This window comes from Paenibacillus lactis (genome assembly GCF_017873605.1).
Classification (GTDB): Bacteria; Bacillota; Bacilli; order Paenibacillales; family Paenibacillaceae; genus Paenibacillus_AQ; species Paenibacillus_AQ lactis.
The window spans coordinates 456,169-468,260 of the sequence record NZ_JAGGKI010000003.1 but is presented as its reverse complement, the minus strand read 5'-3'; the positions used below and the strand labels follow the sequence as shown (position 1 = coordinate 468,260).

The window sequence follows — 12,092 nt, the reverse complement described above, 5'->3', positions numbered from 1 at the left end:
GGTATCCCATGAAAGCTGTACCTAAAGTAAATATTGACGGCCTCTATCTGGAGGACGAACTTGTGGACGATACCTTTACCGGTGTCGTCCCTTTTTATTCCCCGGCTCTACCCATTACCAATGGACCGGAGCATCTAGATACAGTTACCAATGCCTCCAATCCTAGCACCGTAGATGAACCTGTCGACCGGGAACCGGCAGGCTATATCGTCGGCATCCCAGTTCCACCCGGTTTCTTCCACCCACGCTTCGATCTTGAGGCGTGGCGGCAATACGAGGACTCGATCCAAGCAGCGGAAGCCGCCTATCAGGAGGCGATGAGGGCATGGAACTCCACTCCAGAGGAGGAGCGGGGCAACCGGCCGGTCTTGAACATTCCACCGATGCCCGCCCTATGGATCGAGGGGCTAACCCCCGAGGAGATTGAGCGAATCACTGCACCCCAGCCGCAAGCCCCAAGCGAGTTGGACTGGCTGGGCACAGAGCTGGTAGCACGGGAATTGGAGATGCTGGAGATTCGCCGGCAAAACGAAACACTCGGCGCGCAAGTCGTAGGTCTGGAGCTACGGCTGCTGTCGCTTGAAGGCAATCCATCCGAAGGAGGGGAGTTGCATGTTAGAGAACGATTTTGAACGCTTGAAATATTACTACGAAAAAAGGTGGGCGCAAAAGCCCCAGCTTCGACAGTACGTAGCGTTTGGCGTCATTACGCCAGAGGAGTACGAAGGCATTACAGGCGAGGCTTTCTGACCTCTCAAGAGCGATCAGAATCCAAAACCTTCAACGGAGAAGGCGGAATGCTGCTGAAGAAGCGGAGCGTTCGCCTTTGTCCCCGGATTTTAACCATGCTAATAAATCTTGATTAATAATCCGGGGACAACAGCGATCGGAAGCAGGATCCGCATGCGCAGTGCTGATAAGTCAACAAAGGTGAGGCAGAATCTGCATTCGCAGTGCTGATAAGCCAACAAAGGTGAGGCAGAATCTGCATGCGCAGTGCTGATAAGCCAACAAAGGTGAGGCAGGCTCCGCATACGCAGTGCTGAAACGCCAACAAAGGTGAGGCAGGCTCCGCATACGCAGTGCAGATACGCCAACATAGATGAGGCAGATCCGCATGCGCAGCGCTGATACGCCAACAAAGATGAGGCAGAATCCGCAAGCGCAGTGCAGACTAAGCCAACACAAGTTTCAAGCCCTCGGCCCGCCGAGGGCTTTTTCACCCCTTCAACCATAAAAAGGAGGAACGATTATGTATGAGCACATCGGTCAACTGTTTAAGATGCTGGTGGCTGGGACGGGTGCCGTAACCGGATATGTCTGGGGCGGCTGGTCGCTGCCGCTGCATTTGCTGCTGTGGTTCGTGGTGATCGACTGGCTGACCGGCTGGGGGGCGGCCTGGATGAATGGCGAGCTGCAGAGCCGGAGGGGCTACGCCGGCATCGCCCGGAAAATCACGATTTTTCTCATCATCGCGTTAATGCACCTGGTTGACCGGGTGCTCGGCGAGATGAACTATTTTCAAAACACGGTCATCTTCTTCTACCTGGCCAATGAGCTGTTGTCCATTCTTGAGAATGTTGGGCGGATGGGCGTACCGATTCCGCAATCGCTGCGTAATGTGGTACAGGTCTTCCAGATCAAATCGGAGGAGGGTGAGAAGAAAACCGCCGTGAAAGGAGACAAAAAGGATGAAGCCTCATGAGTTTATCGCCAAGCTTGCTCCAATTGCGACCGAGGACATGAGAAAATACGGCGTTCCCGCTTCGTTGACGCTGGCGCAAGCGATTTTGGAGTCAAACTGGGGGACGAGCGGGTTGACGCAAAAGGCCAATAATCTGTTCGGCATCAAAGGAACGGGTCCAGCTGGCAGCGTGACAATGCCGACAACGGAGTACCGGGGGAACACGCCATATACCGTCCAGGCCCAATTCCGCAAGTACAACGGCTGGCACGAATCGGTGGACGACCATACGAGACTGATTTTGAACGGAACGAGAGACAAGCCGAAGCGCTATCACGGGGTTTTATGGGCGGACTACAAGACGGCGGCCACGGAGATCTGGAAAGGCGGCTATGCGACAGATCCCAAGTATCCGCAGAAGCTGATCTCGATCATGGAGCAATATTCGCTCCACCGTTATGATCTGCCTAGTCCCGAGGAGGAGGAACGCATGAAAATCGAACAGTTAACGGCCGAGCTGCAGAAAACCCAAGGAGAACTGCGGCAGCTGGCTAACCAATACGCTTCGGCTTTGAACACGCTGAGCGAGCAGGGGAACACAATCAAGCAGTTGCACGCTAGGCTGAAGAAGCTGGAAGCCCAGCAGCCTGATCAGGTTCCGGCGTGGGCAGAGGATGCCGTGAAAGCGGCCAAGAAGGCGGAAGCGCTGAACGATCCTGACGGCAGCTACGATTTTTACCGGATGCTCACTATCCTGCACCGCATGGGGATATTTAGCGATCCGAAGAAGTGATCCCATCCCTGATGAGGATCGAGCTTGAGCGGCTTAAGAAGCGATACGAGGATGCTGTAATGCCATTGTGGATAGCTGCCCCTCCTGTCATGACGATGGGGGAGGCGGCTATTAAATCTTTTGAGGAGAGTTGGTTTTAGGCGCCGTAGCATAAGGAAGCACTCGAGACACAGGCGAAATCCTTCCTAATAAATTCGATACCCTGCCTGCCAATATACATACGTTCCTCTCTACCCATCCGTTATCCTACAACCTTCCCCCTAATGACCGTAGCCCGTTCAATATATTGAATATCCTGTACAAAAATTCCTTTGAGTTCCATTGGTTCCATAATCCTCCATACCCCATTCCTTACTCATTAAAAGAGTCCGTTTCGCTCCTTCAAGTTCAAAAAGACAAATAGCCCTCCTTTATGTAAGTTTATCTAACCTTCCTGAACGGGATATTTAGTTATTTTTGTAAATTTGGTCGCTCCGAGGAGATAGTATTTTTCTTTCCGATGCCGGATGGCATATAATCGGAAGTACATATCGCGTTAGAACGACTACAAATAGATAAACAGGAGTGAGGAAACATGACGCTGAAGGAGCTTAGAGAGCATCGCCAATATCCGGAGCAGACGAAGTCCGATGCCTCCCGCGCGGTGTACGAACGGGATTATTCCCGTTTGATCCATTCGCCGACGTTCCGACGGCTTCAAGGGAAATCGCAAGTGTTCGGCGCAGGAACCGGCGATTACTACCGGACACGGCTGACGCATTCGTTGGAAGTGGCGCAGATTGCCAGGGAGGCCGCAAGGAGCCTTGCCCGCAGCTACCCAGAAGTGCTGCCGGAAGCGGCAGAGAATGCAGGGCTGATGATTGACCCCGAGGTGGTGGAATGCGCGGCGATTGCCCATGATTTTGGACACCCCCCCTTCGGGCATAAAGGAGAGGAAGTGCTCCAGGGCATACTGGAAAAGCTGATTGATCGGAAGACCGAGGAGGCGCTGACGCGCCAGCCGGGAACCCCGACGCCGGAGCAGGCGGCACAGGTGCAGCAGGCAATGCGGCGGAAATATGAGCATTTTGAAGGCAATGCGCATAATTTCCGGCTAATTATGTTTTTGGAAAAAAGGGAAAACGTAAACGGGCTCAACCTGTCCGACGCGGTGCTGCTGGGGATCAACAAGTATCCCTTTTCCGGCTTGGACAATCCGAAGGGGATGTACCGGCACGAATGGGAGTATATCTCGCACATCCGGAAGGAGTGGGGGATTCCCGGCACCCAGCGGACGCTGGAGGCGCAGCTGATGGATTTATGCGATGACATCGCCTATTCCGCCCATGATCTGGAGGATGGGATTAAGGCCGGCAAGATCGAGGTGCATGAGCATTTTCTTCGGGACAGCCATCTGAACAAGCTGATCGTGCAGAAAATCATGACCTTGGAAGACGAGGTGTGGAAGGGCTGGACCAAGGAGCGAATCCATCCGAAGGTGGAGTCGGTGCTGGACGAGTTCCTGCGCGTCTGGAACGAGAAAATGCCGACCTGCGAGAATGACTACTCCCGCACCCGGCGCGAGGTAAAAGCTTATTGGGTCAGCCTCTTCGTCGGCAGCCTTGGTGTCATCCCGAACGGGAATTGGAAGAAGGTCACCTTCGTAAAAGACGGGGCCGAGGACGAGGACATGCTGCGGACGGTTAGTGTGCTGAAGAGCTTTGCCTGGGTGACGATGATTCGCGATCTTCGGGTGCAGCGGCTGCAGAAGCGCAGCGAGTGGATCATCAAGCGGCTGTGGGACGCCTTTCTCGATCCTGTAGCTTCGCAAGCCATTATTCCGTCCGACTGGCTCCAGCGCTATGAGGCCGACCAGAAGCGGGAGAATCCTATCTGGACGTGGGAGCATATGGTTATCGATTATATTGCGGGCATGACCGATGCCTTTGCGGAAAAAATATACAATGAGCTGTACGGGCTGAAGGTGGGATCCATCTACGACCTGGATTAAAATCGGATCGTGCGGCAACCCGGATTAATGAAGGGAAAGCGACGGCTAAGCCCTTGGAGGTGGACTTATTGAATCAATCATTGAAGCTTGGCGTCCTCGATCTCGTTCCGCGTCTTGGGGAAAGCACGTTTGAAGACGCCTTGCAGCAGGCTGCGGAATTAGCACGCTGCGCCGAAGCATGGGGCTATCATCGGTATTGGGCGGCGGAGCACCACGATCTGGAGCATTTGTCCTGTGCTTCTCCCGAAATATTGCTGTCCCATATCGGGGCGCGGACCGAGCGCATCCGGCTTGGCTCCGGCGCCGTTCTGCTGCCGCATTACAGCCCACTCAAAGTTGCGGAAAACTTCCGCATGCTCGCAGCATTATACCCCGGCCGCATTGATCTTGGCGTCGGTCGGGCTCCCGGCGGCTCGGCCCATACGAGCATGGCGCTAAGCGGCAACTTCCTCGGCCATGTCGCCGATCTGCCGAACCGGATCCGGGCGCTGACCGAGCTGATGGAGGACCGTTACCGGTATGAGGACGTGCCGGTTGCAGCTAAGCCGGTGCCGGCGATTGCCCCTGCGCTTTGGATGCTGGGGACAAATACGAAGAGTGCCGGCTATGCGGCCGAGTTCGGGACGGGCTACGTCTTCGGGCAGTTCATGAGCGATACGGACGGCGCCGAGGTGCTTCGATCCTATCGGGAAGCATTCAGGCCGTCGGCTCAGCTGGAGAAGCCGCAAACGATCGTGGCCGTGAGCGTTATTTGCGCGGAAACAGAGGAGCTTGCCCGTGAAATGGCTGCGGATGCCGCACGTCTAGGGCAGCAACGCAGCGGGCAGCCAGAGCAAGAGAGCGTTACTCGGCCTGGGCAAAACGGGAATGATGAATTCGGAATGCCAGGAACAACGGTAACTGGCAACGCAACAGCGCACAGTAGCGACAGCGGGGCAGCAGATGCTGATGGCCCGGAAGCGAACACAGCAGTTGATGGCCGGGTTGGTCCGATACCCCAGCGGGCCATGGAAGACATTTCGGGTGCCGTAGGATCCTTTCCTCGGATTCTAACGGGTACCGCTGAAAGCGTAAAATCGGTGCTGAAGGAAATGGCCGAGAAGTATGCGTGCGAGGAATTTCTCATCGTCACCCCGGTGGCCGATTATGCCGCGCGGCTGAAGTCGTACCGGCTCTTGATGGGGATGTAGGCATTACGGATTCTTGAATGCCGCTAAGCATTACCATGGGGGCTGATTTTCAAGAAACAAGCGGTTAAACATATATAATAGAAGAGATGATATTGTGATACGAAAAACGAACGATCGAAAGAATGAATCGGGGATATTCCCGGCGGTGGATAAGCCGACCTATATCTACATCTTCGCTTCCCATGAGACGGAGCAGGAGCTGTGCAGAATGGAGCTGCGGGCGCTGTTCGGACACGAGCCGGATGGCGCAGACTGGTTGGAAAGCGATACCTGGATTGACCCGGACCGAAGCCCGTTCCTGACGGCTTGCGTCGAGGTTATAGCGACAGACAGCTCCATCGAGCGGCTTGCGGAACGAGCAGCGGACATCCCTCTTAACGGTGGAACTTTTAAGGTAATCGCTCTGCAGGCAGGGAATCATCATTCCTACGAAGAACTCAGGGCTATGGAGCGGATTGTAGGTGGAAGCATGAAGGGCCGGGCTGACATGAAGACGCCCGAGCACCGGTTCGGCCTGTTGTCCGTTCAAGGAAGCTGGAAGCTCGGACTGCTCCATCTTCCGCCGCGTGCCTGGCACCAGCATAAACAGAAGCCGCAAAATTACTCGACCGGCCTCACTTCACGGCTCGCGCGCGCTCTTGTCAATATAGCTGCGCCGGATCCACGTGCCAAGCTGCTTGACCCATGCTGCGGGATGGGCAATGTGCTGATCGAGGCGCTGTCGATGGGCATCCGCTGCGAGGGCTGTGACATCAATCCGCTTGCGGTGCGGGGAGCCAGAGTCAATCTGGCTCATTACGGGTACGATGACAGCATCATAGCCATACGGGACATGAACACGCTGCAAGGGCATTATGAGACCGCGGTTTTGGATCTTCCCTACAATGTGTGCTCGGTATTTCCGGAAGAGGAACAACGTCGTATGCTGAACAGCCTGCGCCGCCTGGCAGACCGGGCGGTAATCGTGAGCACCGAGCCGCTGGCAGAGCAGCTGGAGGAGGCTGGATGGCAGGTGCTCGGCAGCTGCACGACCCGCAAAGGAACCTTCGTCCGAAGCATCTGGCTGTGCGAGTAGCCAGTCACCGAAGTGAAGGACCCTTACAGGCGTTGTGCTAAAGGGCAAGGGTCCTTGTACCAATCATTTAGCTGTAGCCGCGTCATCGACCGGCAGAGCTGGTTGAGCTGCGGCGGCGGGACTAAGGCTGCTTGGAAGGGGAGCGGCGGCATCCCATTCTTCGGGAACGAAACGACACTGCTATTCCTCGGGAACGTAGCGGTATTTATCCAAATCGATCATGCCGCGATGGTTCACGCTGACCCCTTCTCCTTGAAGATACAGCTCCTGCATCATCCTGGACTCGTCATCCTGGATTGCAATTTCTCCCTTGGCATTGACGACCCGGTGCCACGGCAGCTTATGGATGCGGCTGAGGGAGTGAAGGATGCGGACGACCTGCCGCGCGCCTCTCGGACTGCCAGCCAATTGTGCCACTTGCCCGTAGGTCATGACATGGCCTTCGGGAATGCTCTTGATGATTTCAATTACACGCTGCGTAAAGGGCTGCATGGGTGATCTAACTCCTTTTTTTAAAACATGATATCCAAAAATAAAAGGACGCTGCCCGGCGGAAATCCCGCCCTGAGCGTCCTTTCGCCTTGTGCTAAAGAGAGCTGCCTTTCCGGAAGTTTCACCAGGAAAGACTAATAGGATCTGCTGTAATCAATGACATTGCGGATCAGAGTCCCGTCCTTGACGTACGATTTCAGATTGTCCAGAAAAATCTCCACAGCGCGTTCCCCGTACCGGTCGGTGTCGCCCGCCATATGCGGCGTAATAATGACGTTGTCCATCGTCCACAGCGGATGCTCGGGCGGAAGCGGCTCCTCCTCGAACACATCGAGGCCGGCTCCGGCAAGCGCGCCGGATTGGAGGGCCTGGATCATATCGCTAGTAATCACCGTTGCGCCCCGTCCCACATTAACGAAGAACGCGGAGGTCTTCATTGCGGAGAAACGCTCGTGATTAAAAATATCCTTGGTTTGGGCCGTCAGCGGTAAAATATTGACGACGTAGTCGCCTTGGGACAATGCCTCATCGATTTGATCCACCGTATACATCACGTCCACATGCGGATCCGGCTTGCCGGAATTCCGAACGCCGATCGTCCGCATGCCGAAAGCCTGCGCAATGCGTGCGGTATGGCTGCCGATCTGGCCGACGCCGACGATCACGATCGTTTTTCCCGCGAGCTCGGTGAAGGTTCCGGACGTATCCCAGCGCTTGTTCGTTTGCTGGCGGACGGCGAGGTGGAGATTGCGGTTGAAGGCGAGAATCATCGCAAAGATATGCTCCGTAATCGGAACGCTATGTACTCCGCTGGCGTTCGACAGCAGGATTGCTCTTTCTTCGAATTTTTTCAGGGGCAATTTATCCACGCCTGCCGACCATGCCTGAATCCATTTCAGCTTGCTGTCTTGGGCTAGTGCTTCCTCCTCGATCGTACGCGACCAGCCGACCAGAATGTCGGCGTTACGGATCATTCCCGGAGCAAGATCCTTGGCTTTGGTGACGGTCAGCTCGTAACTGGGGGCGATTTCCTTGATTTTTTGCCGCTGCTGGGGTGTAATGTCATGTAAGGCAATGATTTTAGGCATGGTACTACCTCCTTGGAATGTAATGAGAGCCTGGGCATAAATTACATCTATTTCGTTCATCTTATCAGATATTGCGGTTTTCCGCATAGCCGCTGACAATCGAAAGGAAGTGAACAGGTTTGACACACACGGATTCGAATGCGATGGATCGTCTGTTTGTTGCCGTCCATTTGTCGCCGGATGCCTCTGCAAGTCTGGCTGCATGGGCGGACAAGCTGAAGCCGCAAGCGTCGTTCCGCAAATGGGTGCATCCGCAGGATTATCATATCACCGTTCAATTTCTGGGCGATACGCCGAGGGAGCGTATTCCCGAGCTGACGGCCGGGCTTGCGGCGGCAGCTGCAGAGCATAAGCCGTTTTCCTTAGGGGTACACGATGCTGGGGTTTTTGGCGCAAGCGCATCGCCGCGAATTTTATGGGCTGGAATCCGAGGCGATCTGAACGCCCTGGCGAAGCTTCAACGCTCCGTCGTATCGAGGATGGAATCGTACGGTTTCGTACCGGAGGATCGCCCTTATCGCCCGCACATTACAATTGCCCGCAAATTTCAAGGGGATGAAAAATTTTCAATGGACATTATTGGAAGCCTTCCTGTAAACATCCAGTGGGACGTTCATGAACTGGTTCTTTTCCGAACAAATTTACATGCGGCCCCGATGTACGAAATCGTTGGAGTGGCGCGGCTTTCAACAAATTTCTGAAATTAAAAATAAAATGTTCATAAAATTACCATGTTTTCAATGCCCAAAAATGTGGTTACATAGTGTAGGAATGTGCCGACATTATAGGAGGAAAAATATGGTTATTAAACTGCTACGGCAAAATCGCTGGGTTGCGCTGCTTCTTGGTGCGCTCTTGGTGAGTTTGTCTCTTATAAGCTTGCTTGGTATGCAAACAACAGAAGGGGAGCAGCTGGAAGCGAAGCCAGGGTTTGCGATGACAGCGTTGGCTGCGGAAGGCGTCCCCAATCCTGCTGGGAATAAAGCTAAGATCATAAGTAATGGGGAACCTGTCAACATTTTATCTTCAATTGTTTACCAACCATGGAATATGAAGGGCGAAGATATGCTCTCCTTTCCTAATATAGAGCGTGGCACCACCGCCACCGGGAACCCGAATTCACAGTCTAAAGCGAAGACGGCTAAAGCGCCGAAGGCCAAGACTGCCGAGGATACAACGGGGAACAAGAAGGGGACGCATGTCGCCAAGTCACAGGCCGAAAGCCTAAAACCCCCCACAACTTTATTCTTCACGAGAACAAAGACGTTGACCCAGGATCAGAAAGACCAAGCAACCTGGACCTACGATTTGTCAGCTGAAGAACTGCTTCTGCTCCAGAAGATTGTCATGGCGGAAGCGGAAGGCGAACCGTACGAAGGCAAAGTGGCAGTTGCCAATGTTGTCTTAAACCGGCTGCGGTCAGCCAATTTTCCCGATACCATTACTGAAGTCATCTATCAAAAGCATCAATTCAGTCCTGTTGCGAACGGGCGTCTTAAGCGTGTCAACCCGAACGAAGAGACGATCAAATCCGTCAATGCGGCGCTTCATGGCCATAAGGCGGTTCAGGATGACACGTATTTTTTTCTGTCTTTAAAGCTTGCTCAGGATTTGACCGTGCATCATTCCCGAACGTTTGTGAAAAAAATAGGAAACCACTCTTTTTACAAGTAGTCCCCGAACGGGTAAACTAGGTTGTAGGAGGTGTGTTTAACGATGAAAATAACGTACTACGGCCATTCTAGCATTCTAGTGGAAGCGGGCGGAAAGAGCGTCATCATTGACCCGTTCCTATCCGGAAATCCCGGCTCCGGCATCTCGCCCAGCGATGTAAAGGTGGATGCGGTGGTGCTCACCCATGGGCATTCCGACCACTTTGGCGACTGCATTGAAATTGCCAAGAACAACGATTGTCCCATCATTGCGGTCTATGAGCTTGCCGTATATTGCGGGAACCAGGGGGTCAAATCCCATGGTATGAACATCGGGGGAAGTGCGCAGTTTGACGGCTTCAAGGTGAAGTACACCCCTGCGTTTCACTCCTCATCCATCTCGGTGGGAGACACCTGGATTTATGCAGGTCAGCCAGGCGGCGTCATCCTTACGATGGGAGGCAAACAGTTCTATCATGCGGGCGATACGAGCCTATTCGGCGATATGAAGCTGATCGGCGAGATGAATAACATCGATGCAGCCGCGCTTCCGATCGGCGATTTGCTGACGATGGGACCGGAGGATGCTCTCCTCGCGGCGCAGTGGATTCGGACCAAGCACGTCATTCCGGTGCATTACGATACGTTCCCGGGCATTCGCCAGGATGCGCAGGCATTCTGCGAGGAGCTGGCCAAAACCGGCGTATCCGGGCATCCGCTGAAGGCGGGAGAAAGCCTGGAGATTTAGATTCATTGAAGAATAGATTCATAGCAGCAAAGATTCAATATCTTAGCTATCTATAACAAAAGCTTCCCCGTCTGAATAGCGACAGGGAAGCTTTTTTATTATGCGGTCGATCGGGAATGAATCTATTAGAATAAAGCAGTTGAACATCGTGAGAATAACGATCAACCCTAAGGCTGATCCGAGACTCGTGGAGCCTCGTCGCCTATCGCTGGCAGCTGCTCATCCGTCAACAGCTCCATGACCTCCGCGGCGCAATGCTTCGGCGCCAGATGCGAGGAACGCGACTGGGCGGTGGAGGTGCGATGTTCCTGCACCTGCTCATAGTGATTGGACAGCAGATCCAGCCATTTGTCGATCACGGATGCGGAATCCAATATTTCGGCATATCCCTTGCTGACAAAGAAATTGGAGTTCTCCTCCTCCTGTCCCGGAATCGGCTCATAGAACAGCATGGGGATGCCTTTTGCCACGCCTTCCGTACAGGTCATGCCGCCCGGCTTCGTAATCAGGAGGTCGGATACGTCCATCAGCTTATGTATATCGTCACGGTAGCCCCAAACGTGGATGTTGGGGTGCTGAAAGATCGGGTCCTCGCGCATGCTTGCTACCAGCTTCTCGTTCTGGCCCATACAGAAGACGAGTTGGATATCGTCCGCTCTCGCAGCCAGCTTGCTCAGAAGCTCCTTATTGAATACGAGTCCCCAGCCCCCTCCCATGATCAGCACGGTAGGCATGCTGTTGATGCCCAGCTCCGCCTCCAGCGCCTTCCTGTCGCCGCTCTCCCAGAATTTCGGATGCACGGGTATGCCGGTCACGCGGATGAACTCCGAAGGAACTCCCCGGTGCATCAGCATCTTTTTCACATGAGGGGTAGATACCAGATATTCATCCACCTCCGAATTGACCCAGGTGCCGTGGGCATCATAATCGGTAATCAGCGTATAAAGCGGAACAGAGAGCCCTTGGCGCTTCAAACGGGAGACGACCGCGTTCGGAAACGGATGGGTGCAGATGATCAAATTCGGCTTCAGCTGCTCGATCACGCGCTCGGCCTGTGCGTAGAAAATGCGATGCAGCGCCAGCCTCGTCAAACGGTTTAACGATTTCTTATATTGCGAACGGTACAGCATCCCGACAAGGCGCGGACGGGTGCTGACGGTTTTGCGGTAAGCGGACAGAATCAACGGGCCCACCGTCGGGTTCAGAAAATTACCCAGCTCGATGACGCGGCAGTGGATCCCGGGATTCATCCGCCGGATGCCTTCAGCCAGCGCATAAGCTGCTTGCGTATGCCCCGTACCGAATCCTTCGGAAAAAAGGAGCACTCTTGGATATCGCATGATTTCACCTACTTCTTTCTCCCTCTATCTTACAGAACAG

The 12,092-nt window shown here is 54.2% G+C and carries 13 protein-coding genes; 10 read left to right on the top strand and 3 right to left on the bottom strand.

Translation table 11 applies throughout. From position 1 onward, the window contains the following. The first annotated feature begins 8 nt into the window (after positions 1-8). From J2Z18_RS07800 to J2Z18_RS07770, 7 genes are all read left to right on the top strand, one after another. Positions 9-632, top strand: a complete 624-nt coding sequence (locus J2Z18_RS07800) for a hypothetical protein (RefSeq protein WP_210094520.1) — start codon at positions 9-11, stop codon at positions 630-632. Further along, positions 613-750, top strand: a complete 138-nt coding sequence (locus J2Z18_RS07795) for an XkdX family protein (RefSeq protein WP_210094519.1) — start codon at positions 613-615, stop codon at positions 748-750. Before J2Z18_RS07800 ends, J2Z18_RS07795 begins: the two co-directional genes overlap by 20 nt. A gap of 502 nt (positions 751-1,252) precedes the next feature. Beyond that, positions 1,253-1,705 carry a phage holin family protein gene (locus J2Z18_RS07790; protein WP_210094518.1) on the top strand — a complete coding sequence of 151 codons (453 nt, stop codon included), beginning with the start codon at positions 1,253-1,255 and terminating at the stop codon, positions 1,703-1,705. Beyond that, positions 1,692-2,477 carry a glycoside hydrolase family 73 protein gene (locus J2Z18_RS07785; protein WP_210094517.1) on the top strand — a complete coding sequence of 262 codons (786 nt, stop codon included), beginning with the start codon at positions 1,692-1,694 and terminating at the stop codon, positions 2,475-2,477. Before J2Z18_RS07790 ends, J2Z18_RS07785 begins: the two co-directional genes overlap by 14 nt. A 574-nt stretch (positions 2,478-3,051) precedes the next feature. Next, entirely contained in the window at positions 3,052-4,467 is a 1,416-nt protein-coding gene (locus tag J2Z18_RS07780) for a deoxyguanosinetriphosphate triphosphohydrolase family protein (protein ID WP_210094516.1), read from the top strand. A 68-nt stretch (positions 4,468-4,535) separates the two neighbouring features. Then, positions 4,536-5,657 carry an MsnO8 family LLM class oxidoreductase gene (locus J2Z18_RS07775; RefSeq protein ID WP_210094515.1) on the top strand — a complete coding sequence of 374 codons (1,122 nt, stop codon included), beginning with the start codon at positions 4,536-4,538 and terminating at the stop codon, positions 5,655-5,657. Between the two features lie 97 nt (positions 5,658-5,754). After that, the gene (locus J2Z18_RS07770) at positions 5,755-6,732 is read left to right on the top strand and encodes a TRM11 family SAM-dependent methyltransferase (RefSeq protein ID WP_276824930.1); all 978 of its coding nucleotides are present in this window, start codon (positions 5,755-5,757) and stop codon (positions 6,730-6,732) included. 180 nt (positions 6,733-6,912) lie between these two features. Here the strand turns inward: J2Z18_RS07770 and J2Z18_RS07765 are convergent, their stop codons facing one another. Together J2Z18_RS07765 and J2Z18_RS07760 are read right to left on the bottom strand one after the other, a co-directional pair. Next, a complete protein-coding gene (locus J2Z18_RS07765) occupies positions 6,913-7,224 on the bottom strand; it encodes an MGMT family protein (RefSeq protein WP_028405877.1) in 312 nt (103 codons plus the stop codon). A gap of 134 nt (positions 7,225-7,358) precedes the next feature. Beyond that, on the bottom strand, positions 7,359-8,312 hold the full coding sequence (locus J2Z18_RS07760) for a D-2-hydroxyacid dehydrogenase (RefSeq protein WP_210094514.1): 954 nt from the start codon (positions 8,310-8,312) through the stop codon (positions 7,359-7,361). A 119-nt stretch (positions 8,313-8,431) separates the two neighbouring features. Here J2Z18_RS07760 and thpR point away from each other — a divergent pair, with 119 nt between their 5' ends. The 3 genes from thpR to J2Z18_RS07745 all read left to right on the top strand — a co-directional run bounded on the left by thpR (position 8,432) and on the right by J2Z18_RS07745 (position 10,712). Then, positions 8,432-9,013: an RNA 2',3'-cyclic phosphodiesterase gene (thpR, locus tag J2Z18_RS07755; RefSeq protein ID WP_210094513.1), complete on the top strand. Its 582-nt coding sequence runs from the start codon at positions 8,432-8,434 to the stop codon at positions 9,011-9,013. Between the two features lie 97 nt (positions 9,014-9,110). Beyond that, positions 9,111-9,986: a cell wall hydrolase gene (locus J2Z18_RS07750; RefSeq protein ID WP_007132077.1), complete on the top strand. Its 876-nt coding sequence runs from the start codon at positions 9,111-9,113 to the stop codon at positions 9,984-9,986. A 42-nt stretch (positions 9,987-10,028) separates the two neighbouring features. After that, entirely contained in the window at positions 10,029-10,712 is a 684-nt protein-coding gene (locus J2Z18_RS07745; protein WP_210094512.1) for a metal-dependent hydrolase, read from the top strand. Between the two features lie 167 nt (positions 10,713-10,879). On the opposite strand, the gene J2Z18_RS07740 is transcribed toward J2Z18_RS07745, so the two are convergent. Further along, positions 10,880-12,052, bottom strand: a complete 1,173-nt coding sequence (locus tag J2Z18_RS07740) for an MGDG synthase family glycosyltransferase (protein WP_210094511.1) — start codon at positions 12,050-12,052, stop codon at positions 10,880-10,882. Positions 12,053-12,092: the final 40 nt, after the last annotated feature.